The organism is Cohnella hashimotonis, from assembly GCF_030014955.1.
Lineage (GTDB): Bacteria > Bacillota > Bacilli > Paenibacillales > Paenibacillaceae > Cohnella > Cohnella hashimotonis.
The window spans coordinates 5,734,030-5,758,554 of sequence record NZ_JAGRPV010000001.1; the positions used below are offsets into that span (position 1 = coordinate 5,734,030).

Here is a 24,525-nt window from a genome sequence, read left to right on the forward strand (position 1 = left end):
CTTGCAACCTCGATTGTTCTGGAAACGTCTAGTAGAAATGAACAGCTTCTTCATAGAGAGACTGTCTTACAAGCTGGAAATTAAATAGGCGGTGTCCAAATGAAAACATGGATCTTCAGTCTCCTCCTCCTCAGCTTGCTCCTCCTTCTCGGTTGTGGGCAACGTCCTAATGAACAAGCCAACTCCCCTGCCGCGCTTCCTCAGCAATCGGAGACAAGCGGCCATACCGCAGCGGCAGACCTGGTCCCAAGCTCCGAACCAACCAGCGAGCGTTATCCCGCAGATCCTTACGGAATCAAGGTGAACGAAACGATCCTATTAGAGAGACCTTTGATTTTATGCGTTTCGTGGTCAAAGACGGACTCATCGTGCAGATCAAGATCTTTCATCTGATCCCCTGAGAAAAAAAATGCCTGCGCTATGGGCAAATATGGATGGCATTTATACCAAATTATTTTTAAAATTCGATCTTCCCACGCAACCACACCGATGAATTCCCGAATCGGCTGTCGTCTAATTATACGTAGACTCAACGACAACCAAAAATTCACTTAACGATGGGGTGTATGAAAATGGCATTAACGTCCACATTCACGAGCTTGAACCTGCCTGTTAAAAACGTAGCACAATCGAAGGCGTTCTTCACCGGAATCGGATTCGCGCTCAACCCGCAATTCCCCGATAGCGAGAACTCGGTAGCCATCGTCATCGGCGACAATCTGCAAGTCATGCTGATCGCTGATTCATTCTTTAACACGCTCACGGAGAGGGAATCCGTCGATACGAGCAAGTATTCGCAGTTCACGATCGCACTCGCCTTCGAGAGCCGGGAAAAGGTTGATGAAATCGTAAATACCGCGGTCTCCCTGGGCGGGAAGCTGCACGCTGAACCTGAGGATCATGGGTTTATGTATCATTGGGGTTTTGTGGACTTGGACGGCCACCTGTGGGCGATCAACTACATGAACGCGGATGCGGCTCAAGGTTAAGGATAACGAAGCGCACGATTCGTATTTGGTTTTAAAATGAAAGCCCCTGGGCGCTTGATATGCTCTCTGTACAGTAGACAGGCGAAATAATAAAAAGCCTACAGCTGTATGGAGGCATATCATCTTCATTTAGCGGTCCTTAGAATGGTTTGATACTGCGTGATGCTTGTACCCTCGTCGGCGTTCAACTAGGTCACCCACTTTTCGACCTGCGGGATTATACGCCTATTCGTTTGCAAGCACGATTTTTCTTTCCTTTCCACGAAGAACTGCAGGATCCAGCACGACCTTAAGCGGTTTGCCGGCTTCGATACGTTGGCTTGAAGGTGCAGCGATAAAGGAAATGGCGCTGATGCGCGTTCCTCTCGCTTCAATCCGGACTTCCCGCCTTCGTGCATAGTTTCCATCTAACCAGTAATGATCTGGACGCTCTACGATGTACACATAGCTTCTCCCTTGCTCCTCTGCGATAGATCCATTTTGAACAGTCATCTTTTGCAGGACGCCATCCATATATTGCGATTCGACTGTGCCTGCTTCTACGCGCACCGCCAGCAGATCCGAATACTTCACCACGAGTGCCCCGCAGAGGATAAGTACCAGCATTCCTGCGCCGATTAGCGAAGCCGTTTTCCGATACCTGCCCACATTCGACTCCATTACCCGTCCCGCTTCCTTCCATCTTTAAATATCGCTTGCATGCCCTGAATAATCTGTTCATAGAAAATCGAATACGCGATTAGAACGGGCACTAAAAACACAAGGGAAGGAACAAAGGCCTCGCCGGGTTGGACCTCGATCGATTGCCGAATGAGTATCGATAAAGGCATAAGCTGCATATCGGTCAGAAAAAATACAGGCTGCTCAATCATGTTCCACGAATCGATGATCTGTATCAACGCAATCGAACCTATACCGCTCTTCGTCAGCGGAACGACAATATGCCAAACCAGCCGCCACCAGTTCGCCCCATCCATTTTGCCGGCTTCGATAAAAGCATGCGGGATCCGCACTAAAAACAGATAAAGCAAAACAGCCGAGAATGGAATGAACCACTGCGGCAGCAGGAGACCCATCGGGTGGTTCAACAGGCCCAGCGCGTGCAGCGTCAGGTATGAAGGCACGACGGTCACTTGAAACGGCATGAGCATGAGGATCAGATATAAGGAAAGGACAAAGGCTCTCCCCTTCACACGAAGCAATGCCAGCGATACAGCCGCAGGAAAAGCCAATATCATCTGCCCCGCTGCGATGCCTGCGCTGTATAAAAAGGAGTTTAAAAAAGCGCCAGCCAGCTTGGAGCTTCCGGTTGTCACGCGAACGAACTCTCTAAGATCGAATGCACGAATAAATATTGTCCCTTGACCGTTTACGCCGCTTATTTGATTGATCGTCGACTCTACTTGAACCGGATCCGCCAAAGCGTAGTTCACAAGGATTAAACATGGAATAAATAAAACGAAAACCACCAAACTTATTCCTGTCGCCTGGAGCGCTCTGCGCCCTCTAGCGAGACGAATATTCAATGTCAGCACTCCTCATCCCGGATATCGGATATTACGGCTCATAAGCGGATCGATTCATTCGAACGAGGAGTAGAATCAGAAGCGCCGCGACTGCAGCCGTCAATGTAGATGAAGCGACCAGGCGATTCAGGTTCAATTGTATAAAGTTGTTATTCATAAAGTGCTGGACGAGATAAATCGATCGGGGCGGATAGGCGCCGAACATCGCGTACGCTTCCTTGTATATTTTGAAGTTATAAAAAAAGCCGAGCAGCGCGATGAAGCTGAGCTCCGGCAGCAGCAGCGGGATCGTGATCCATCGGGTCTTGCGCATGAACGACGCACCATCGATTGCAGCCGCCTCGTATAGATCACCGGGTATCGCCTGAAGTCCGCCGAGCAGAATCAATATCGGATAGGCACAGTACTTGATCAGAAAAAAACTGACGAGCGGGACAAACAACCAGTTCCCATCCAGCCAATTGATGAGAAGCCCGCCGAATATCTCATGGATAACCCGATTCACGATGCCGGAATTGCCGAATAGCAGCGTCCAGCTGTAGGCAATGGATGCCGTAGGAATCGCGTAATAAAGCACGAATGAATGCAGCAGCCATATGCTGCCCCGAATGGCATTGTGCACGGACAACGCCACAGCCATGGCCAACACCACATGTAGCGGCACTGTCAGACAGGTAAATAACAAAGTGTTGAGGACCGCGACTTGGAAAGCGGCGTTATGAAAAAGTTCCGAATAATTTGAAAATCCCAGCCCCGATGCATCATTGAAACTGCGAATGACGCTCCAAAGGAAAGGATACAAATAAAATACGACAACTCCCCCTAAATGGGGGAGCAAGATCAGCCAGCCGATCCAAAAGCCTTTCGTCCGCTTATTCATTCATGTATAACCAGAGCTTGTTCTGTATCGTTTCCACGGCCGTGTTCAAGTCGGTTACGCCCTCGGCATATTGCCGTGCGGTATAGAATAAAGCATCCGTCAATCTGTGATCGATATAGCGAAGCGTATCTAAGCTATCCGTGATCTCGCGGAGTCCTTCGATGGCCTCGATCCGCTCGGGAGATGTACCTACATTTTGCTTAAGTTGATCGAAGGTGTCCTTATAAAGGATATTATTGGGTTCGGCGTGCTCAGCAAGATACAATGCGAGCTCAAGTGCCTGTTCTTTTTTATCGCTTTTTTTATTAACCGCATAGCCTTCCTGGATCATAAACGGGTGTCTTCCCGATTGCTGGAGAGCAGGCGGCCCCAGCAGCACCTTCTCTTTTCCCAACAAGTCCAAGTAATCCGTGAATGAAGAGACGGTAAAGTAGTTTGCGATATACAGCGGCTTATCTTGCGGAGGCGAGGCGTAATCGTTCGCATTTCCGGTTCTTTTTAAGAAATCCAGCAGCTGCTCGATCAATGCTTTTTGCTCTTCCGGTCGGTCTCGCAGGCTCATCAGATCCGATTCGAATGCATCGCTGATCCGTTCATATCTGTTAACGAAGGAATCCTCGCCCGCCCCCATGTACCATGCTTTTACGTTCGGATTGTTTTTCTTGGCGAGTTCGGCGCGCTGCAGCAAGTCGCTCCATCTGTAGCTGGACGGCGGCAGATCCGCGCCTGCCGATCGCTCCGCAAGAACGGTGAACAACGATATTCGGCCTGGAATCAGTTTGAGCGTTCCGTCTACTGTGGAAGCCTCGAGTATATTCGGAAGAAATTTATTTTTTTCCTGCTCCCATTTCTCAGCGTTTATGGTCGCGACATCCGCAAATAGATCCTTATCCAAGTAATCTTTAAATGGCAGCAGCTGAGTAGCCATAATATCCCACTTAAGCTTATCTGTAAAAATCTGAAGACTTACATATTGCTTGTAGTCCTCAAAATTGAATTCCTCGTCCGACTCCCGAAAAAAAGTGAACTCCACTCTTAAACCGGGATGGCTCTTCTCAAACTGCTTCGCCTTTAGCTCCAGATTATTGTCCTTAAAGGGCGCCAATACGCGTACGACCTCTTTTTGCTCGGCCTCGCGCGCCAAAGCCGCGACACGCGCTTTTTTCTCATCACCGGATAGTTCGCGGTATAAGAATCCCTTGCGAATTGTTCTGGTCTCGTCGGTTGCTTGAAGAAAGAGGACCAGCTCATTCTTATCATTATAAAAATAAGAGCCTGGCTGTAGCGTCTCGCTGCGATTCATAAACGGCAGCACCCAATCGCCGGATTGATATTGTTCATACTTAATGATTTCTTTGCGATACTTGCCATTTGCATCATAAGCTAGAATACTGTCAACGGATGATACATAGATCGACGAGTCATGCGCTTCAAACGATACGCCGCGGGACAGAAAACCACCAGGTAGTTCAGTGCTCCAAGCCGTGTTCCTCGACGAAGGCGAATAGGAAGAAATATAGGAATGGCCGGAGGAAGGTTCTTGCAACACAACGATCTGGTCGGCGCTTATGAGATCTGCATCGATAATGATTCCGCTCGGCAATTTCTGAGCGACTCCAAGTTCGACGTTAACGGCTTGTGTCGAAGCTATGGCTACCTCATCTAATGTGCGTCCCTGCTCGTCCAAAATTTGAATGCCGGTATTGCCTATGAGGACAATACGCTTCTCGCGCGCTATGAGTTTGATCGGTTTAAAATTGCGAATCGACTCAGACGGCTGTACGGATAATTCGCGAATAAGCTTTCCCGTCTTGTCATATACAACGACAACCGACTCTCCGTCCATATACGGCAACTTATCTTTATATCGAATTTTGAATTGAAGGATATAGATATCTCCGGCTTCACTCGTATCGTAGATGGGACGATTGCCTACGCCGTACTCGGCATTCGGATATAGTTGAACGTTGCTGTAATCGATAAGCCGGGATAAGTCATTGCCGATCGTTTCTTTCGGAGTCAACGATTCGTCCGCATAGGCCAGATTGAACGATTGTTTCTTCGTATCATATAGAGACAATATGTAGTTCTCTCCGGCACCCTTTTTGACCGTATAAACGGGAAATTGTTCAGCAGGTATTGCGATCTCTGACTCCTCGTAAATCGGGCTTTGAGATTTTTCCGTTTTGGAGGAAGAACAGCCCAGCAACAAGAATATGATGGCTGCCATCAGAGACAAAAGCTTAACAAGCATAAAACGCCGATACATGAATGGCCTCCTTTATAGCGCTGACATAGCCGGAATAGTATTCTGATTATAGGAAAATTATGGTCATTAGTCCCCTCGCTCAATCTATCAGCGACATGCCGAAATGTCAATTATTTAAAATTTTATTTTACGAAAGGAATTGAAGGGCGTAACTGGAAATAACCCTAAAAGGTTAAGGACAACCGTGAGCACCCGCTTGCTCTTGAACTGCTGTACCCAGCAAATCACAAAAACGGGACCGAGCGGAGAGAATCTCCAGCTCGGTCCCGTTTTATGATGGAGCGGCCGCCTTGTCAGCGCGGCTTGGCTCGAAAGCTTATTGCCCTTCCTGCTGCGCCTCGATGTTTCTCGGCGCATTGGGCTCGGCCTTGATGAAGGAGCCGGGAATTGGATCTCCGGCTTTCTTTTTCCCTTGTTCGATGAACGCGGTCATGTTCGTTTCAAAAAAGGTCGGCTTCTGCTCCCAAACCTTGCTCGGAACCGTCAACGTGAAATGCCCTTCCGCGTCCGGAATCGTAACGGTATAATCGGTGCCTTCCGGAACGTTCAGTCCGACCAGCATCCCGGTGTACAAAGCGCCCGGGGCGGTATGGCTGACCAGCGTCGGCGGCTTGTCGACGATGACCGTCCCTTCCTTCGGCAGGGTAATGTCGATGTTCACGCTGGTGTCTTCGGGGATGTGGTAGACCTTGCCCTTGGGCAAAGTATAAACCATCGCGTTGTAGCGGACATTAAGATCCGTCTCTTCGTCTTCTTCCGGCAAATAATACATCTCATAATGGCCGGCCGCATCCGTTTCGACGGATTTGGCGAAGCCTTCGCCCTCGTCCCGGACAATCCATACGGTGGCGCCTTGAACCGGATGGCCATCCGCATCTTTAACGGTGCCGCCGATCCGGTATTTATCTTCCTGAAAATAAGCGACCGACGCGGTTTTGTCGGCCAGCAGGCGTCCCTTGACCACGGTCTGATCCGGATCCTGCTCCGATCGAGCAGCCGATTCCACGACAACCGGGTGAAAAACGCGCAAGGAAGCCGTCGCCCCGGTTCCTTTGCCCACCGCTTCCCGATCGATCGGCTTGCCGTCCACGGTCGCCTGGTCGAGGTTCACCACGTTGACGTCGGTCGTCCCCAGCAGACTTTGATCCAGCAAGATTTCAAATTTACCGCTCGCATCCGTTTCTATATTCCGTTTGCTCTCGCCCGTGTGCAAGATGGCGCCCTGGACGGGATGATCGCCGAGCAGCAAGGTTCCGTTTACGTTGGAACGGTGCGTGCCGTCCATTTTCCACTGCTTCAGCGTAAAAGCCGTTTCGTCCAAGCGAATCTGCAAGGGCGCCTGGTCTTTTTCTTTGGCTTTTTCCGTGCAGCCGGCGGCCACTGCCGCGAGCAGGAACAGAATGACGGCTCTGGATAACCATTTCATAGGCGATCCCCTCCTCTCATATCAAAAGCGGGTCCCGAGGAACCCGCTCCAGCATGGCCTTGAAGCTTCAGAAAATTACTTGCTGCTGCTTTCGTGCGCGTTTCCGTTGTTGGCTTGCCCTTCGCTGCCCTGCGTTTTGTCGCCGCCGAGCGCGAATACGTGGATTTTCGGTTTCGTGCCGCCGGTGGTGAAGGTCAGGTACGTTTTGCCGTCGACGGTGAAGAGCGCCGGAGCGGCCTGAACGTTATCGCCGGACGTTTGGAAGGTCCAGAGCACCTTGCCCGTTTTAATATCCATGGCGTTGATCTTGCCGTCGAGCTCGCCGTAGAAGGCAAGACCGGTATCGGTGCTGGTCAAGCCGCCGCGCATCATGTCCTTCGTTTTGTTCTGGTACACTTGCTTGCCGGTGTTGACGTCGATCGCGGTTACCGTGCCATAAGGCGTGATGTCGGCCGGCACTTCGCCCATCGCCGTGCCGAACGCCATCGCTCCCGGATTCTGCGCATCGAATGCATGATCCTGGTCTGCGGCGCGCTTGATCAAGGACGGATACTCAACACCCGGGATCAGCACATAGTTGGTGGCGGGGTCGTACGTCTCCGGCGCGTAGTTTTCTCCGCCGAGGACGCCGGGATACACCAACACGCCTTCTTCCGTCGGCTCGGGGTGATCGATCTTGGCGAACGGCACGCCGTCCCAGATTACATCGCCCGTTGCCGCATCCCACGCCCACCATTGGCCGGATTTGCCGCCTTCAACGACGACTTTTTGCGATTTTCCGTTGACCGTGGCGTTCAGGATCATCGGGGATGCCGCAGCGTCATAGTCCCACTGGTCGTGACTGATCTCCTGCTGGGCCCAGATCAGCTTGCCCGTGGCGGCTTCGACCGCGACGACCGAGTCCGTGTACGGGTTCGCGCCGGGACGGTCTTTGGCGTAGAAGTCCGGAGCCGGGTTGCCGACGGAGAAGTACATGATTCCCGTATCTTGGTCGATTGCGACCGGGTTCCAGACAGCGCCGCCGCCATGGTACTTGCTGTTTTTCAGCCAATCCTGGCCCTTCGGCGGTACGGTCCAGAACGGAGCGTCCCAGGCCGGCGAGAGATCGCTCGCTTTGTAGGCCATGACGAAGCCGCGCACGCCGTTGTCGCCGCCGCTGCTTCCGATGAAGATGTTGCCGTTAAAGTAAATCGGAGCGGTCGTCTCATAGTAACCATTTTCCAGCGTTACGCCTTCCACCGCATCGGAGATGGCGACCGCTTTGACCAATGCGCCGGTTTTCTGATCCAGCGCGATGACTTGATTGTCCGTGGTCAGCATGAAGACCTTGCCTTCGGCGACTGCGACGCCACGGTTGGCGACGATACCGCCTTTGCTAATTTTCTCAAGCATGGCGGCGTCAGGCTTCCAGTGCCATAGCTGCTTGCCGGTTGCGCCTTCGAATGCGAATACCTGGTTGCCGCCCGTCGTGATGTAGATCACGCCGTCCACAACGACCGGGTACGATTGGTTGCCGTTTTTTACATCCTTATCAAGCGATTTGAAGTCTGCCGTCCAAACGACACCCAGATCGTTGACATTGTCGGCCGTGATCTCCTTAAAGGGAACGTGGCGCGTGTTGCCCAGATCGAATCCGTAGGTCGGGAAGTTTTCGAACGTCGAGCCTGCGGAAGAAGAAGCAGATGCAGATGCAGATGCGGACGCAGATGCGGACGCGGATGCTGAAGGCGAGGCGGATGCCGAAGCCGACTGGGACGAAGAAGCGTCGGAATTATTGTTGCTGCTGCAAGCCGACAGTGCTAGCACCGCAGCCATGACAGCGCCGGATAAAGCCAGTTTTTTACGCAAGATGTATTCCTCCCCGGTTGATAAGTTGAAAATGCCCCCACTTTTGAAAATGAAATAAAGAATTGTTCATTTGCCAAAAGGCCGTACGCGACAGAAAGAACCGTCCGATGACGTCAATTGAGCCATGCAGCGGTACGCGTCCTATTTGTTTGGAAGGACTCCTTTCCGTAAAAAGATGAGCTGATTTCTCTTACTGTTAAGACACATATCGTTCACAAAGCATCTTACGCCTGTGCTAAATATTCGTCAACGATAATTTTAATATTACGATAATGTTTCTATTTGATCTCTTTTGTTTAATTAAATTGTTGACGGACGCCAGATTACAGGCGTATACTTTCTCGTTGTTAGGAATCTTATTGGTAAGTAATATTAAAACAGCTGGGGGTAGTTCGACATGAAAAAAACAAGATCTGCGCTTTTCATCGCCATGCTTGCCTTGGCAGCCGTGTTGGCCCTGAGCGCCTGCGGCAGCAATAATGACGACAACGCATCCGCCTCTTCGCCTGCAGCTTCTGCTTCCGCAAGTTCGAGCGCATCGGCACCTGCCGCAGCCGGCGAGACGAAGGAAATTACGTTGAAGGCAACCAACTTCGAATTCGACCAGACCGAGATCAAAGCCAAAGTCGGCGACACGCTGAAAATCACATTGAAAAATGAGAGCGGCGTTCACGGCATGGAAATCAAAGACCTGGGCGTTAACATCAAGAACGGCGAAACGGCTACGATTGTACTGGACAAAGCCGGCACTTACGATTTCAACTGCTCCGTCATGTGCGGTACCGGACATGACAACATGACCGGCCAATTGATCGTCGAATAATCGTACACAAGAAAAAGGGCTTTCCCTCGCGGGAAGCCCTTTTTATATGCATGTATTATAGGATTCGATTTAATTGCCATCGACCAATTTCCCGAACAACTGCGCCAGCATGGCCACCTCTGCGTCGGTAAGAGGCGTAAATACCTCATCCATCAAGGCGTCAAAATCTCTCTTGACATCCGGGTACATTTCCCGGCCTTTTTCCGTGAGCTCGAGGAAAACGGCACGACCATCTTCGCCATGCTTGACTCTGCGAACGGCGCCCAGCTCCGAGAGCTTGTCCGCAATGACGGTCACCCCGCCTGAAGTAACGCCTAACATATACATCAAGTCTTTTGGCTGTTGTGGGCCCGCGTTCAACAGGATCAGCGTGAATGCCTGGCTGCTGGTCAATCCGTTCTTGTTGTGCTTCGCCCAGGCTGTCTCCCACATCTTCCGATGCAGCGTAAACTTCTCCAGATAAGCCGACAAATATTTGCGTCTATCCAAACGAAAAACTCTCCTTCAGGCATCGGCGTCACTTGAGCAATTCCATTATAAGCGAATCATCTGATATTCTCCAAAATTCCGGCGTTAAAATGCAAACAAAGACGCCAGGCGCATAGGCCCGGCGTCTTCATCGATCCGCTACCGACGGATTAGTTCTGCTCGGTATAGGCTTTGAAATTGTCCATAATCGCTTGCCAGCCCGCTTGCTGCATCTCAACGGGATTGGTGCCTTCCGCGTCAAACGTCTCAACGACCTTCGTCGCATCGCCTTGATTGACGAACGTAATATCCACGCGTCTCCCGTCTCCGATCGTGTAGGAGATCGCCTCATGCAGATTCACGACGTCGTAGACGCCGCCAAAGTCAAAGCCCATGCTGCCGTCCTTCGCTTCCATACGTGTCGTAAACTCGCCGCCCACCCGCAGATCGTTTTCCGCTCTCGGCGCATGCCAGTCTTCGGATGCCTGGTTCCACTTCGTGATGTGATTCGGCTCGGTCCAATAGCGCCATACCTTCTCGACAGGGGCTTGGATGACAGTTTCCACGGTTACTTTCGTTGGTTGGTTCGTTTCCATTTAAATAGACACCTCTCTCATAATATTCGTCGTTTGGTTGTTCTCAATCATATAGACGTAAGCCAAATACGAAATTCATCGGTCGAGTCGCTCAGGCAGCCCAAATCTTGAAAATAATTCGGCATTGATGAAATTTTGAACGTGCAGGATTTGATCTTCTTTGGTCTCGATGACGTGGATGCCCCAAGGCACCAGGCTGGCGTCCTCCTTGCCCGGCATATACTGGGCCAACGCCGGATAACCGCCATTCACCGTAACGGGCACAAATCGCGAACCCTCGCAATGCCAGCGCGTAAGCGAATAAAAGGCAGACAAATCGTCCTTGCCGCGGATCCACATCTCGAAGGGCGGCATCGACATGCAGCCTTCCTCGTGGAACAACGCGACGAGCGCGTTGATATCGAACTGTTCGAAGGCTTCCACGTACCGGGATAGCAGCTCCTGCTCCGGCTGAACATCCATGCTGCTGAGCTCGTCGGAGCGAAGCTGCGCCCGGTCCATCGTCTCGCGGGCTCGCTGCAGGGCGCTGTTCACCGCTGCGGGCGACATCGCGAGCGTTTCCGCGATCTGCTTGGACGACCATTCAAATACATCCTTCAAAATGAGTACCGCACGCTGCCTCGGAGGCAAAGCCTGCAGGAGCGCGATGAAGCACAGCTGAAGCGTATCTCTGCGCACGAGCCGATCCTCCGGATTGCCGCCAAAGTCGGGAGACGGCCAGATCCATGACGCGTCCGGCTGCGTATCGCGCGGCTCAACGATCGCGACGGCCGGATCGAACAAGTCAACGGGAAGCGCGCGGCGCTTGGATTGCCTCAGCTTGTCCAGGCAGAGGTTAGATGCAATTCGATAGACCCAAGTTTTGAACGAAGATTCCTGTCTGAACGTGCTCCCGCTCTGCCAGACCCGAATACTCGTCTCCTGAACGGCATCGTCCGCATCGTCCATCGAGCCCAGCATCCGGTAACAGAACGACGTTAAGCCCGGCTTCAAGCTTGCAAATAAAGGTTCGTCAAATGCGGTCTCGTTCATCGCGGCCTCCCTTAACGATCTCCCCGAAGGGCTACTTTCAGTATAATTCAAGGGGGCGGAGAGGCTCAATTGAATTTGTAGGCGGGAGCTTGAAGCTGCCGGGCACGATTGTTGAGGCAGCCGCTAACGATGAGGCACCCCTTCCTTTTCTTCTCTCATCATTGAGCGGACCTTGTTTTCGTTAATGGGACGGGGGCACGAGCAATAATGGTATGCCCTTGTTATACCTGTTTTTTAGGATTTTGAGATAGTATCTGTTTCATCACCTTCTCCCTCGTATACGTCATAATAATGAATTCAGGACGAAGAAAAACCTTGAAAGGCGCGAAGCCATTCAAGGTTTTTTAACACAATGCTATCCCATCCACAAGACGGTATCGTCCGTTTTAAATGCTGATGGTAACTCTTTAACAAGCAAATCAATCCTGGAAACCATGTATTCCAAATCAGTATCCTGTAAATTAGATTGCGCCCAATTCCTTAACTGCTCCAACTCCATAAGTGTTGATTTCAACTGGTCTTTTCTTATCTCTATTCCGTTCCAAATTCCAGTAATGCCCAATTCATCAATTGCAGGTTCCCAAAACTCTGTAAAGAATTTTTCTCCTGAAATTGGCACTTCAAAACCTAATTCAAATAAATCATCATCTTGATTCATTCTAAACAAACCGACTGACATTATGAGCCTCCAAACTGAGCTGAGAAGTTATAGCCGACATTCGTCGGGCATGGGATCAAGTTCTTGACATCTGCTAATGGCAAGAACTTGATCCCATAAGACAAAAAAGCCGAGACCCTTAAGGCCATGTTTTTGACCCCGACACCAAGAAAAAAAGCCATAGAGAGAACAGTCCCTCTTGTGGTTTTACAACCTATTTCTTTGCTTCTACAGAACTACTTTCTCTTTTTGAAGTAGTTTTATTCAAATAAAATGATTGGCCCGTTTGATTGTTTAAATTTTCAGCCAATGTGGTTACTTCACACGTAAGCGAAAGATACCGTGCCATCCAAAGTGAAATATCAAACATTCGGTCATTAAATACTTCTTGGAATGAATCAGTTGTAGTTGCTTCTAGCAAAAATTGATAATCAGGCCATTTATCACTATTCTGCATACTTCTTAATTCGACCTCAAAACCAAGAACCTCAGCGTAACCCACTAAATCATAAGGTTCATCTTCCATATTTTCATATCTTAATGTAGATATATTTAGTCCTTTTTCCATCTTTGTGCCTAAGTCCTGTAAAGTACCTTCAAATTGAATAAATACCTTTGTACGAGCACCATATACTTTGTCTGCCATCTCCATTTTGACCTCCTATTTACTCAAAGGCTTAAACTCGACTACGACCTTTAACGGAAATCCCGAGCCGCTGACCATCTTGCGCTGCGATAATGTCGATACCGACATGTTGGACATGCGCACACTCATGGCCCGCCTTTGACAGACAGTACATTACAAGGTGTTCTGCAAAATCGCCGGTTATCTTAGCGTGGTTACTGCTGTATGCCGTTTGCAGTGTCATAGGGGACTCCTCTTCAGAATTATATTATGTAGGAAGACAGCAATGGCTTGAACAGAGCATAGAAGAAACGCTAAACCGTTCGCTGGCTATTCTCCTGCTTCTTTCGCATATCGCCGTGATTAGCACAGACGAACTCAGCCAATATTAGCGTTTCACTTGATTCATGTCTTCATCCTCCCAACCTTCCAATGTCGGCAATAGTTTTACTGGCACAACCATAGAAGGATCATAAATAGCAATTTCCTCAGATTGTCCGCTAAAAAGATACCAGGACTTTCGAATGCTGCCCCATGTTGTTCCATCCGGGAACGCAGATGCTGACCTTAAATAATGAAATAACTTCTCATTCGTTTGGTACCATTTGCCCTTATCCCCGTCTTGGACAAGAATGTATATAATATTTGATTTGTCGGACACGATGTCCACAATATTAGCGCCATTTAATGGAGTACCTTTTAAATCAAACTCATATTCCTCGGCATTTTGAGATAAATTAAATTTCCGAAATGCGTTGGCCGAGGAGTTGAATTGATAGACATACTCGCTGCCTTGACTCATGGACTTGTAACCGGACAAGGTTCGCCACCCGTCAAACGTTTGCTGAGATGTGAGCGTGAAGTTATCCAGATCGATCTGATACAAGTCGTCCTTACCGTCCGCCGCCCACATAGGATAGGAGTTTCCTACCATCGAGCCGAATAAAATCTTCAAATTTTTCAAGGCTGAAGGTTGGAAGAATTGATATCCTGCATATATATCGATACTCGACTTTGTTTTGTCCATCGACGTTGTCCGATTTATACTAATGTCCCATACAATGTTCTTGTCAGCATCCAAAATCAGAAATTGATCATCCGCGAACAACTTCATCTCGATATGTTCCCCAAGCGTCACGGGCAATTTGTAAATCTCGGCTTCTTCATCTCTAACATTCGTTAGGTAATAGGGCGGAAAATAAACCAACTGGTCATCGCTCGTCAATAACCAACCTTGGAAGGATTGATTCTCCATTTCGTATGCCTTAGCATGGCTCACGAATTGATTAAACTGAGAATCCGTAAGCCTTTTAATCTCAGGACTTAATTGGACATTCGTTAATTCGCTAATTAAAGAATGAGAAAATCGGTTGCCCTGTGCGTTAGTGGAATCCAAGTCCTCGCCGGATTGGCTAAAGTCCATATCGCCTGATTCGAGTGACTGCTCTCCCCCGCTCGTGGCGCTTGCAAGGGGATATGAGTCTGAGGACGCTATAGCGCCTGCTTGATTCATTTCTTGATCGTTTTCATCGTTTTCATACATCTTAGATGCATCGGCAATTCCCCGGGAAGCAAAGTATTGCGAATAAATGATCGCTCCGCTCCCGATAATGAGCAATATTGCAAAGACAAACAAGTACTTTTTCATGAGCAGACTCCGATCGCGTCAACATTTTCAAATATGTTTTTTGAAACGTTTCCGGTTACCGCTATTATAGACCGTCGTGCTTTACGAAATTCAACTGCTTTTCCTCCACCGAAACCACACCCTCATCCTCCACCACAAAAGGCGCACTCCCACTCTCCAACTTGGCAGTCGTCTCCAACAAAAACTTCCCATCCTTGGAGTACTTCAGCTCGGCAAGTCTGCGCTGCCAATCCGCACGCGACGCTCGCCCGCCATACTCGGAACGCAGGATGTAGGCCAACCAATCCGTATCGCACGCGATCTCCGGATGATCACGTTTCACCACGACATGATCATACGATCCCAGCAGCTGAAATCCGCCGCTCTTTCGCAAACAGTCCGTGAACAGCGCCTCCGTCCAGGCCAAATCCGCTTCCAGCTCCGGCAGATCCAGATCGCTCAACAATTGTGTAATCGTCGTGTACGGCACTCCCTGCAATTCTAGACCATCCAGCCTCTCCATCACCGCATCGACCAGGTGACGCGCTTTTTCGTCGGTCCAGCCGAAGCGCTTGCGATGGATATATTCGCCGAATTGACCGTCCCGGTAGAAGTAGATCTCCTTGCTTGCCGCAAGCACCGAGTCGAGCGTCACCGCTCTTGCGCCCACTTCCTCCGTCACCCATTGATAGACGACTTCGCGAGCAACCTCTGCCTCTTGCTCTTCCAGATACTGCTCGACTAACGTTTGCAGCGTCAACTCTCCTGCCGGATGGTCAGCCGACAAGATGAGCGGATATCGAACCATTCGGTACTTGTCCCCTTCCGTCCCCTTCAGCAAATCATACAGGAGAAAGGATGATCCAATTCCAAGCGATGCGCATGAATCCAGCATATCTTCATACAGACGATTCACATGGATGACGCCTGTTTCCGCCAACAACTCCTGAAGCTTGTCCGCGATCGGTGCCAAGTCTCTGCCGGTATACGGATAGAATTCCCGCAGGCCAACGACGCCATGATCTGTACTTACGAAGTCCGGGTCCGTACTGATGGAGAATTCAAGCGTAAACCTCTTCCAACCTCGTTTCCCCACAAATTCATCTCGTAAATGCTCGATTTTCATCGGTTCACGATGTTCCCGGATATAGACTTTAATCTGCTCCGCATTGCTAAGCTGGAAGGCGTCGTCGCTATGCCAAATATGCGGAAACTTGTTAGGTGCAAGCTTGCTCGAGCCCAGTTTTCGTAGCATCGTATACAGCGCATACTCCGTAGGGATGCCACCCTCTTGAAGCCGCTCCTCGAAAATTAAATACAGTCGATTAACCGATATCGGGCTGCGCTTTTCCAGCAATTCCAGCGCTCTGTCCGATACCTCCTGCACAAGCGATTCATCTACATGAACGTATTCATGATGGATAAACGCCCCTCTTCCCCACAAATAGGCGATATCCATAAATTCATCTCTCGAAAATACAGCGGCGAAGTCCCGTTCCTTGACGTACTCGCTAGGCTTGATGATGTTGGCCAGCGCCATCAATTCCTCTTCTCGCTTATAGACTTCAACACCTTGCGGGAATTGGCGGAGGACCATTTCAACGACCTCCCATTTTCGAGAATTTCTTAGGAAGTAGTTGCCTTCCGTCGTCGTCTCCAGGTCGCGCGCAATCAAATTCCAAGCCAGTTGCGAGGGTAAACCTTCCTCCTGCAATGCTACGTTAACAATTCCCCGTAACGACTCTTCATCCCATACGCGACCTCGTAATCGAACATTCAACTGTTGTCGCAGCGCTTGCTCGACACGATTCACTTCTTCAAGCGTCCGTGTCGTCCACCATCCATAGGATTCCAAATAGATAAGCCCTTCTACTTCTTCAATGACAAGCTCGATCAATCCATTCCCGAAGCTATCGTTGATGTCCATCGGATAGTAGAAGAATCCATGCTGATCTGTACAAGCCTGGTTCAATGCGCGCTCGAGCTCGATCACATCCGGGTGGAACGAACGAAGTACCTTCGGCATAATCTGACGGACGCGTTCTCTCGTCAATCCGAACTTCTGCCCAAGCCATTCTAAAGTTGCCTTTCGGCCTTCTTTTCTTTCTAGCCAACTGGTGTATACAATTTGCAGATTTCGATTGCTATCGATTGCTTCCTCGGTGAGTTTGGCAGCCAACTTCTCCATCGTTCTCTGTAACGAATAATCGATTCGTTCAGAATCGGACATCGCCTCCAATTGCTCCCGCATCAGAATCTCGGATCTGTATTCCTCTAATCTTGCGATCAGCAGTTCCGCAAACTTATCAATGGAGGTTTTGCCGACACTATCGCCTTTAGAGAGCTGAGTGAGCATCATCGGGAGCAACCCGAGACTTGTTATACCTTGTTCCTCCAGATAGCGCGTAATTCGCTTGACAGACGGATACTCGGAGGTGGTGATCGGCATCGACAGATCGCTGTCGCTCAGTTCCAGCACCTGATGTCCCCATATTAACTTCTTGCTTTGACCGGTTGTTTGATCTGCAAAAAGTTTGTTCGATTCGTCTGACGCAACGACTTGCTCCAATTCGCCATTCTTGGAAACAAACCGTTCGAGCTGGCCCGCCATTTTCTCAAGTGCCCCTGCACCCGCTCCTTTGATGTTCGCCAAGAGGCTGCTTAGATCGTTCGGCAGGTCCCCTAACACCGTAACATTACAGTTTTCAATCATTCCTTTTAAAAAAGCCGCGCACCCGTAAATAGGCACATCTTGGATCGGAAAAGTCAGCAACTGCGACGGAATCTCGATGACGTAATCCGCAGATCGGACAATGTGAGACGACTGATCATTAGGTGCAGCTGTGCCAACCGTTTCTTCAGCTGTCGGATGAAGAATATACGGCTGCAGCGCTTTTTGGACAACCTCATACCGATGGCGAAGCAGCCATTGAAGCGAATATTGCGGCAATCCTATCAGTTGATCCGATGTGCGAATGCCGAACCGCTCCAACTGACGCACTACATTGAGAGCAAGTCTATCTTCAAGCTGAAGCCCTGGTGTCAACGAAGGTACCGCTGCCCATTCGTCCGTTCGCTCCAGCTTAATGAATCTGCCCCACTCCCCGACAAATTCAAATCCATAGAACCACAACTGCACAAGCATGTCGTGGAGCAGCTTGGGCTGCTGCCGGTACAGCTCGTGAAGCCGATCCTCCGACCAATCGTTAAAGTAAACAATGCCCAGACTGCCGGCAATCTCGCTCATGCGGCTCGGCTTGTAGGAAGAGACCTCTCGCCACTGAAGGTAGGACGGGACTTTAACGGAAGCTTCCGTCTCTGAATTCACCTCAATTTGTTCTCTTCGATCAGGCTGCGCTTCAAGATTCCAGTCCCGCTCGGCATTCGATTGCGTTGTTGAACCTTCTTCATATTCTTCAAATACTTCTGTATCGAGCGCTGCAGCTGCTTCCTCCTCGGGTACTGCCGCCTCATCCATCTCAGTCCCAGTCGGTGTGGTTGTATGTGCCGACACATATCGCCTCTCAGTCGGATCCTTCCCAGTCAGGAACCACGCCGGCTCACGCTTGGTAGATTGGCTTCCACTGCGGGCAAATCGGAAGTAGAAGCCTTGCTCCTTGAGCGCAAAAAAGGCGTCCTTAAGCTCCCATCCGCCCACGACCCACAAACAACCGCCATGATCTCGCTTGTCGATAATCGATAGCGATCTATCGGTCAGATAATCCGCGATCTCTATTCCTTGTTCATCTTCTTGCTGAGCCTCCCCTACCTCCATTCGCACCGTTTCGCCGAATCGCTTATCGATCAAGGGGAGTTGTTCCTCTACTTCTCGCATTTTTTCCGGGAAGGAGGGCTGCGGTCTCCGATATTCAGGGATGATAGCACCAGGTAATCCGTATGTTTCCGCGTACCAGGCTGACAACAGATATACGTAACGATCTGCTGTAAGCGAGAGATCAGTCGGAACTTCACTCGGATCATGGGCAGCAGCATCGCCATTAATCCGGAGCCATTCGAAGCCTTCTCGAATGTCCTCCGAGAGGATGTCTCTTTGAGCGAACAGCTGAAGCCGCTCCACTTGTTGAATCGCATAATCCGGCTCAACCTTCTCGATCCCGGCAACAAGCGCCGCCAGCCGTTCTCCGAACAACCGGCCCCGTAGAAGTGCCGGTCTCGGACTCGCCCATACCGCGGCCTCCACTTGTTCCGCAAGCTCGGCCAGCATCTGGTTGACATGATATAAGAACGCAAAGTATGACAATCTGGTTGCCCCTTTCCAGCGTGACAAATTCCTTATTTGAGCATAATTACCACTAACATAAAATTCGAGTTTATACGACTTTTTTCCTGCATGAAAAAAGCCCTACATGACTGAAGGGCTTCACTGGGTACACTTCCCCGGCATCTTCTAACGATCTTGCACAACAATGGTTTTAACAGCCTCATCATGCTCGCTATTAAACACTTCGTTTACCCATTCCCGAACCCGCACATACCACGTGGCGTCCGCGGAGCTGTAAGTTAATTCATCAATAGCGTAATACGGAAAACCTACATCTCGTATCGCTTGTTGAACGGCCTCTTGTTCCGTTAGCTTGGCAGGGAGATCAGAAGCTTGAGCAATTACGTTTACCTTCTTAGCCATCAGGTGCGAAGGCATTTCCAGAGAAACAGGTGCCCGAGCGTCCGGAATGACCGTGACTTTCTGTCCAACTTCCAGGCTCGAAGGGACATTGGAAAACCACATGGGAGGCTGGCCATCCGGACCGGCGGATAGGAGGATCTCTTGATCTTGAATGTCGGTAATATAGCCGGTCACCTGATCGACCTGTTCGCCCGATTCTCGTTGACTGCATGCGGCCCCAATGAGTGCAATCAAAATGATGAGCCCGAGGCTAAGGATGTATTTCATTCGTGTCGCAACATTCACCGCGACGACCAACTCCAGAAATCAGCCGATGTCCCATTCGCCAACCATTCATTCCTTGTTCTTAAGAGAAATTCTTTCTTAGGTCTCATGTTTGGATCTGAAATTTTAACAAAAGCTGCATATTCATATTTCAACGTTTCTTCTCGGAAATACCCATTTAGTTTCTCAATGTCGTATTGCTCCAGACGCTCCGAGACTCCCATTTTCTTAACCTCAACCACTAGCAGATTTTTAGAAGAATCTCTTTTATGTACGATGATATCGGGATAAACGGATTTGCGTCCGGATAAAACTTCTTCTTCATCCAGCACATCTGCGAGCCAAGGGATCTGCTTCCTGCCTCCAAGATTCCTGTTATACTCTACGTCAACATTCCAGTCCTCAAAAAATAGGGTGCCCAGATGAACAGCTAGCCGATGGGTGATCGATCTTTCATTTGAATTGTTGGAAATGATGAGTGAGTCAAAATGGTACAGCCTATTCAGTGCATTTCTAAGTCGATTTTCAATAAATTTCTTATCCACTTGTACACCTACCCACTTTTTCCCGAGGTTATTTATAACTATTGTAGCACGATAAAGTGGAAGAAGCGGATTTATGAATGATCCTCTTCTGGCTTACTCCCATCAGCAATTAGCGCCGCAGCCAACCGAGCGCCATCCTTCACGCCCTCCATATACAGACGCTCATTCTCCAGCGCTCGCCTGTACAGATGCCTGTCTTCCCAAGCCATGTACTTGGTAAACTGTATCACATCCATACCGCCGTACAACGACGCGAACGCCTCCTGCTCCTCGGCGCGTGCTTGCTGCAACTCCACTCCTACATCGCTGTGGGAAATAATCTCGTCAAGCCGCTGCTGTATGGCATTCCGAAACCAGTCCGGCACTTCCATCCGCCTCCCCCTTCCTTGCATCCATTATGGACGCAGCCGCTTATTGCGTTCCGCCTTCTTCTTATGTAATTGAACGATCAGCTCGTCCACCTTTCGACTCTGCGCTTGCACCGCCTCGTTCATGTACAACGGTATCCCCTGCTCCAACGACCGCCGCCCCAGCTCGTTTAACTTTCGCTTTTCCTCCTCATACTGATGGAGTAAGTGGAGCATGGTTGGCCCTCCCTGCATCGTGTTTAATCGTTTTGTGCTCTTCTAAGATGCGGGCACTTTCATAAACTTTACTGCGAAAATCGGTTTATTTCATTTTAATGCGATTATCGCATTAAAACAACCATAACCTCACTTACAATTTGGCTAAATGTGAGGTGCGATCAGATGAAGCATCGGAAAGAACCGCCAGGCGATAAAAACATAATCGGCACCAAAGTGGTTGCCGTCCGAACTGCTAAAGGGTTAAAGCAAAAGGAGTTTCTGGCTAAGCTCCAGACCTTTGGTCTTGATATAAGTCCAACTAGTCTGTCACGTCTAGAAGGGCAGTACCGGCTTGTTCAGGATTTTGAGGTTCTCGCGATTGCGAAGGCTTTGGATATTACCGTGGGGGAATTATTGGGAGAAGTGACTTCATAGCGAAACCTCTCTCATCGCCACTAGCGACGAGAGAGGTTTTTTTGCAAGCGAAGGTAAGTTGGGATGCCTCGGACGAGGCTTTTCTCAGTTTTTACTTCCAGCAGTTAAAACAATATTGATAAACCTACTCCAGTATGTCTCAACTAAGGAATCAATTTCAGTATAAGAAATGTCGCTTTGCAAATGTGTTTTATACATACTTTGTATGTCTTCCTTATATCCTGTTCCTTGCCCCCATCTAGTTTTTGCATTTTTCCAAAATAAAATATTCTCAGATTCATCGGTAGCAAATATTTGAATATTTAAAAGTCGATAAATTGATTCGTTTAACTCTCTCATTGAATTATCGAATTCTTTATTCACTTTATCATATAATCTATTAAAGAATGTTTTCGTTTTAATTGTCATGTTATGAAACTGCCTGATTGTATCGATTTTCGATATTATTTGATCTTTCATCTTTTTAAATTGTTCTTTATAAATTTCCTCAATAGTAACCGATCCTAAATAGTAAATGTCATGTGAACTGAAGATACCGTAGGACCTGTTAATAGCGGCTAATGTTGAAGGATGAATTGATCCCAATTTTTTAAGATAAACATTTGAAAATAAAGCCTTGTAATCTCCATTTGCATTTTTTAGAGCAAAAATTTCTTCCTTGATTCTATTCAAATGTTCTTCAGCATAGATATCATTTTCAAAGTTAAATTTGATGCTTTTAAATTCTTGAATTAAAATTTCAAGTTCATTTAGCCAGCCTTGTTCTCTTTTTTCAATTAGCTCTCCGAGTAAATTCAAAATGCTTTTCCTATTTTCATTGATTTCATTTATTTTAGCCAGTTTAGCTGCTTCTATGCTTTCATATTCTTCTATTTCATCTTCAGAGACTTTTATCTTTTTATCTTCAATACCAAACATTGAATTGAAAAACATGATGTTTTCAGTAATTACCGGTATTTTTTCAGATAAAAACTTGTTTTCAATTTCTCTTTTCCTTACTATAATTCCCTCTTCTTCATTTTCAACCTTATCATTGTAGGATAAAACATTAGCTGCTTCATCTTTCTTATGAAGAATTAGTAATATCATCTTAGCCGATAAATCCTTCAGTGATTCATCATATAAATATCTCTTAAATAAATTGAATACAGGTTCCGAGGGACTTGGAGGAAACGAATCAGTGATAATGCATAAATTTTCTATACCTTCACGAATATATTGTTCAAGATCTTTTCTATCGAAACTCGATTGGGAATCCAACCCTCTCGTATCAATTATTGACTGAATACGAGGCAACGAATCAAAATCAAGAATATTTTTCGATAGGGAAATTGTAACTTTTCTAGGAATTAAGATATCTGGAAATTTAACAAGATTTATATCTTTAAATGTTGATTTTATCCATTCCGCTTCTGATTCTATTGCTTCATGTGAATTTTCGTAGATGAATTTGGTAGTTATCCTATTATCTATACTCGCTAACCGAACTACTTCATTTTTAAAATCTTCAAACTCTACGTAATCTTTTGCTCTTTGAATTGCTTTGTCAACTTCTTTTACGACAACCAACTCAGTCATGTTTCTGATAGCTCTCTCAACTTCTGAAGCAAGGTAAAAAGTTCTAGTGTCCTCAAAGTGCTCGTATTCACTCATTCTCTTCTTCCATACAATATTACAAAATGTTTCAATCTCATTTAATGCATCATTCGAACTGTAAGGTTCAATTGCTATCTGTGTAACTTCTGATAAAGATTGATTTAATATTACATCACAAATCGTCGTCCCACCCGCACCAGTTTCTAATAACTCCTCAATGATCTTCTTGTTTTTCCCCTTACCTGATATCTTCGCTTGAACATTTCGTTCAACAAGTAGATTAAATAAATTACTAATAGCCGTTGTTTTACCAACCCCTTTTTGTCCAATGAATACCAAATTAAACTTCTCAACTGATAAGAAATGCTCTAATTCACTAGCCTTTTCTAGTATCATATTGTATGAATCTTTATCGAATTCATCTACTTCATTCATTGCTAATTCTTCTAAAATTTCTTGTTTTAAAATTGTAAGCTTTGATTTGTCTTTGATAGCATCCTTAGGCATTTTGACCCCTCCACCATTTCACTAGATACATGCATTTTAATTTAAACAAAATTATAATGTTGTCGAATTAAGTCGTTTTATTTAGTAAGAATAAACTCTTCGGAGTGAAGAAGAACGAATACGCCACCTGGGAGTTCATCGCCAAGCTCTCATTTGCTTGTCCAGCGTCATTAAAAAGTTGAAGGAGTCGCTAGGTGACATTCGCCTATATCCCCGGCTAATATAAGTGTTTTTTTATGGGAGAGGGCACGCCTAGCTAGTGGAATTGGCTGACATGCCTTACAAGTGGAGACCGTGGAGAGCATTTTGAATTCAAGTCTAGATGCTCCTTCTTCTCCGGGATCTCAATCACACCGAACGAAAAAAGTCCTGCATGTACTAAGTGATCTGCTTTCATTACTAACTTGTCTTCGTAAATCCACACTTCGGATAGCTGCTACAGCCAATGAATGCACCATTCTTTCCGCGTCTCTCCATCAGCTTCCCGTTGCATCTTGGACAGATGCCCGCACTCACCAGCGCCTCTTTCTCCTTCAAGTTTACTTTGATGTCAGCGACGTGTTTTTTTCGTTCTTGTCGGGTATGAACAGTCTTAGTAGACAGTGCCTTATGAATATTTAGCCTCTTCTCCTCAGACAACACAAGCGTCTTATACTTCTGTATCGTTGATACCAACCTCGTCGTATAAACGACCTCTGCACTCATAGGCTCAAGCTTAAGGTCCGCACGCGTGCTAAAAGCAACGATGGATATGAATGGTATCGTCTCATCCTCCAGAAAACTTTCCAGCGCCTTAATATGTCCGTAGTTCTGCCGGATCGGATTGTAGAGCTTCTCCTTGCGTTTGTATATCACTTGCGTCCAATACTCCGACTTCTCGCTCCCCATGATCCATCCCGTGTAGTTCTTGGTCTCAATGACAAACACACCATAATTCGATACGACGAGATGGTCGATCTGCGATGTCTTCCCGTCAGGTCGCTGGATCATAACATCGTGGAGTACCGTGTACTCTTTGGGATCAAGCTTGCCTAGCTTACGGCGAACGGAGGTTTCGCCTATCATGCCTTTAATTTTTGGGGATCTGGATATCACCCCCAGTATGAGGATTATCAATAACAGCAGATAAATCATCCGAACACTCATCTCCACTTTGCGTCCGTAGCGGACCTTAATCTTATATAAAAATGTAGTTAAAAA

At 47.9% G+C, this 24,525-nt stretch carries 22 protein-coding genes; 3 read left to right on the forward strand and 19 right to left on the reverse strand.

The genetic code is table 11. The features are described 5' to 3' along the window. The first annotated feature begins 572 nt into the window (after positions 1 to 572). The gene (locus tag KB449_RS23095) at positions 573 to 989 is read left to right on the forward strand and encodes a VOC family protein (RefSeq protein ID WP_282910599.1); all 417 of its coding nucleotides are present in this window, start codon (positions 573 to 575) and stop codon (positions 987 to 989) included. A gap of 225 nt (positions 990 to 1,214) precedes the next feature. On the opposite strand, the gene KB449_RS23100 is transcribed toward KB449_RS23095, so the two are convergent. From KB449_RS23100 to KB449_RS23125, 6 genes are all read right to left on the reverse strand, one after another. Further along, complete coding sequence (locus tag KB449_RS23100) at positions 1,215 to 1,649, reverse strand: hypothetical protein (RefSeq protein ID WP_282910600.1); 435 nt, start codon at positions 1,647 to 1,649, stop codon at positions 1,215 to 1,217. Beyond that, complete coding sequence (locus tag KB449_RS23105; RefSeq protein WP_282910601.1) at positions 1,649 to 2,515, reverse strand: carbohydrate ABC transporter permease; 867 nt, start codon at positions 2,513 to 2,515, stop codon at positions 1,649 to 1,651. Before KB449_RS23105 ends, KB449_RS23100 begins: the two co-directional genes overlap by 1 nt. Positions 2,516 to 2,546: 31 nt before the next feature. After that, a complete protein-coding gene (locus KB449_RS23110; RefSeq protein WP_282910602.1) occupies positions 2,547 to 3,155 on the reverse strand; it encodes a carbohydrate ABC transporter permease in 609 nt (202 codons plus the stop codon). Between the two features lie 232 nt (positions 3,156 to 3,387). Then, entirely contained in the window at positions 3,388 to 5,664 is a 2,277-nt protein-coding gene (locus KB449_RS23115; protein ID WP_282910603.1) for an ABC transporter substrate-binding protein, read from the reverse strand. Positions 5,665 to 5,980: 316 nt separating this feature from the next. Then, positions 5,981 to 7,090, reverse strand: a complete 1,110-nt coding sequence (locus KB449_RS23120; RefSeq protein WP_282910604.1) for a carboxypeptidase-like regulatory domain-containing protein — start codon at positions 7,088 to 7,090, stop codon at positions 5,981 to 5,983. Positions 7,091 to 7,165: 75 nt separating this feature from the next. Beyond that, a complete protein-coding gene (locus KB449_RS23125) occupies positions 7,166 to 8,938 on the reverse strand; it encodes a pyrroloquinoline quinone-dependent dehydrogenase (protein WP_282910605.1) in 1,773 nt (590 codons plus the stop codon). Positions 8,939 to 9,335: 397 nt separating this feature from the next. On the opposite strand from KB449_RS23125, the gene KB449_RS23130 reads away from it, so the two are divergent. Next, on the forward strand, positions 9,336 to 9,761 hold the full coding sequence (locus KB449_RS23130) for a cupredoxin domain-containing protein (RefSeq protein WP_282910606.1): 426 nt from the start codon (positions 9,336 to 9,338) through the stop codon (positions 9,759 to 9,761). 69 nt (positions 9,762 to 9,830) lie between these two features. On the opposite strand, the gene KB449_RS23135 is transcribed toward KB449_RS23130, so the two are convergent. The 11 genes from KB449_RS23135 to KB449_RS23185 form a co-directional block, all read right to left on the reverse strand. Then, complete coding sequence (locus KB449_RS23135; protein ID WP_282910607.1) at positions 9,831 to 10,250, reverse strand: MarR family winged helix-turn-helix transcriptional regulator; 420 nt, start codon at positions 10,248 to 10,250, stop codon at positions 9,831 to 9,833. A gap of 149 nt (positions 10,251 to 10,399) precedes the next feature. Beyond that, complete coding sequence (locus KB449_RS23140) at positions 10,400 to 10,825, reverse strand: SRPBCC family protein (RefSeq protein ID WP_282910608.1); 426 nt, start codon at positions 10,823 to 10,825, stop codon at positions 10,400 to 10,402. Positions 10,826 to 10,900: 75 nt separating this feature from the next. Beyond that, positions 10,901 to 11,926 (reverse strand): sigma-70 family RNA polymerase sigma factor, encoded by a 1,026-nt coding sequence (locus KB449_RS23145; RefSeq protein WP_350356241.1) that lies wholly within the window; start codon positions 11,924 to 11,926, stop codon positions 10,901 to 10,903. A gap of 286 nt (positions 11,927 to 12,212) precedes the next feature. Then, positions 12,213 to 12,536 carry a hypothetical protein gene (locus KB449_RS23150; RefSeq protein ID WP_282910610.1) on the reverse strand — a complete coding sequence of 108 codons (324 nt, stop codon included), beginning with the start codon at positions 12,534 to 12,536 and terminating at the stop codon, positions 12,213 to 12,215. Between the two features lie 193 nt (positions 12,537 to 12,729). Next, positions 12,730 to 13,161: a hypothetical protein gene (locus tag KB449_RS23155; protein ID WP_282910611.1), complete on the reverse strand. Its 432-nt coding sequence runs from the start codon at positions 13,159 to 13,161 to the stop codon at positions 12,730 to 12,732. Between the two features lie 367 nt (positions 13,162 to 13,528). Next, a complete protein-coding gene (locus KB449_RS23160; protein ID WP_282910612.1) occupies positions 13,529 to 14,788 on the reverse strand; it encodes a hypothetical protein in 1,260 nt (419 codons plus the stop codon). 64 nt (positions 14,789 to 14,852) lie between these two features. Then, complete coding sequence (locus tag KB449_RS23165; protein WP_282910613.1) at positions 14,853 to 19,028, reverse strand: sigma-70 family RNA polymerase sigma factor; 4,176 nt, start codon at positions 19,026 to 19,028, stop codon at positions 14,853 to 14,855. Positions 19,029 to 19,175: 147 nt separating this feature from the next. After that, positions 19,176 to 19,697 (reverse strand): hypothetical protein, encoded by a 522-nt coding sequence (locus KB449_RS23170; protein WP_282910614.1) that lies wholly within the window; start codon positions 19,695 to 19,697, stop codon positions 19,176 to 19,178. Beyond that, positions 19,694 to 20,221 (reverse strand): hypothetical protein, encoded by a 528-nt coding sequence (locus KB449_RS23175; RefSeq protein ID WP_282910615.1) that lies wholly within the window; start codon positions 20,219 to 20,221, stop codon positions 19,694 to 19,696. The genes KB449_RS23170 and KB449_RS23175 overlap by 4 nt, the downstream gene beginning before the upstream one ends. Positions 20,222 to 20,292: 71 nt before the next feature. Beyond that, positions 20,293 to 20,592: a hypothetical protein gene (locus KB449_RS23180; RefSeq protein ID WP_282910616.1), complete on the reverse strand. Its 300-nt coding sequence runs from the start codon at positions 20,590 to 20,592 to the stop codon at positions 20,293 to 20,295. Between the two features lie 24 nt (positions 20,593 to 20,616). Beyond that, positions 20,617 to 20,805 (reverse strand): aspartyl-phosphate phosphatase Spo0E family protein, encoded by a 189-nt coding sequence (locus KB449_RS23185; protein WP_217591919.1) that lies wholly within the window; start codon positions 20,803 to 20,805, stop codon positions 20,617 to 20,619. Positions 20,806 to 20,970: 165 nt separating this feature from the next. Here KB449_RS23185 and KB449_RS23190 point away from each other — a divergent pair, with 165 nt between their 5' ends. Further along, positions 20,971 to 21,222, forward strand: coding sequence for a helix-turn-helix domain-containing protein (locus tag KB449_RS23190; protein WP_282910617.1), 252 nt, complete (start codon positions 20,971 to 20,973; stop codon positions 21,220 to 21,222). Between the two features lie 84 nt (positions 21,223 to 21,306). On the opposite strand, the gene KB449_RS23195 is transcribed toward KB449_RS23190, so the two are convergent. Then, complete coding sequence (locus KB449_RS23195) at positions 21,307 to 23,325, reverse strand: hypothetical protein (protein ID WP_282910618.1); 2,019 nt, start codon at positions 23,323 to 23,325, stop codon at positions 21,307 to 21,309. A gap of 399 nt (positions 23,326 to 23,724) precedes the next feature. After that, complete coding sequence (locus tag KB449_RS23200; RefSeq protein WP_282910619.1) at positions 23,725 to 24,459, reverse strand: NERD domain-containing protein; 735 nt, start codon at positions 24,457 to 24,459, stop codon at positions 23,725 to 23,727. Positions 24,460 to 24,525 lie beyond the last annotated feature (66 nt).

What these genes read in the sequence shown, in the direction of transcription:
- KB449_RS23095 (WP_282910599.1), top strand. Translation starts at nt 573, where the DNA reads ATGGCATTAACGTCCACATTCACGAGCTTGAACCTGCCTGTTAAAAAC.
- KB449_RS23100 (WP_282910600.1), bottom strand. Translation starts at nt 1,649, where the DNA reads ATGGAGTCGAATGTGGGCAGGTATCGGAAAACGGCTTCGCTAATCGGC.
- KB449_RS23110 (WP_282910602.1), bottom strand. Translation starts at nt 3,155, where the DNA reads ATGGCTGTGGCGTTGTCCGTGCACAATGCCATTCGGGGCAGCATATGG.
- KB449_RS23115 (WP_282910603.1), bottom strand. Translation starts at nt 5,664, where the DNA reads ATGTATCGGCGTTTTATGCTTGTTAAGCTTTTGTCTCTGATGGCAGCC.
- KB449_RS23120 (WP_282910604.1), bottom strand. Translation starts at nt 7,090, where the DNA reads ATGAAATGGTTATCCAGAGCCGTCATTCTGTTCCTGCTCGCGGCAGTG.
- KB449_RS23130 (WP_282910606.1), top strand. Translation starts at nt 9,336, where the DNA reads ATGAAAAAAACAAGATCTGCGCTTTTCATCGCCATGCTTGCCTTGGCA.
- KB449_RS23140 (WP_282910608.1), bottom strand. Translation starts at nt 10,825, where the DNA reads ATGGAAACGAACCAACCAACGAAAGTAACCGTGGAAACTGTCATCCAA.
- KB449_RS23150 (WP_282910610.1), bottom strand. Translation starts at nt 12,536, where the DNA reads ATGTCAGTCGGTTTGTTTAGAATGAATCAAGATGATGATTTATTTGAA.
- KB449_RS23155 (WP_282910611.1), bottom strand. Translation starts at nt 13,161, where the DNA reads ATGGCAGACAAAGTATATGGTGCTCGTACAAAGGTATTTATTCAATTT.
- KB449_RS23160 (WP_282910612.1), bottom strand. Translation starts at nt 14,788, where the DNA reads ATGAAAAAGTACTTGTTTGTCTTTGCAATATTGCTCATTATCGGGAGC.
- KB449_RS23180 (WP_282910616.1), bottom strand. Translation starts at nt 20,592, where the DNA reads ATGGAAGTGCCGGACTGGTTTCGGAATGCCATACAGCAGCGGCTTGAC.
- KB449_RS23185 (WP_217591919.1), bottom strand. Translation starts at nt 20,805, where the DNA reads ATGCTCCACTTACTCCATCAGTATGAGGAGGAAAAGCGAAAGTTAAAC.
- KB449_RS23190 (WP_282910617.1), top strand. Translation starts at nt 20,971, where the DNA reads ATGAAGCATCGGAAAGAACCGCCAGGCGATAAAAACATAATCGGCACC.
- KB449_RS23195 (WP_282910618.1), bottom strand. Translation starts at nt 23,325, where the DNA reads ATGCCTAAGGATGCTATCAAAGACAAATCAAAGCTTACAATTTTAAAA.
- KB449_RS23200 (WP_282910619.1), bottom strand. Translation starts at nt 24,459, where the DNA reads ATGATTTATCTGCTGTTATTGATAATCCTCATACTGGGGGTGATATCC.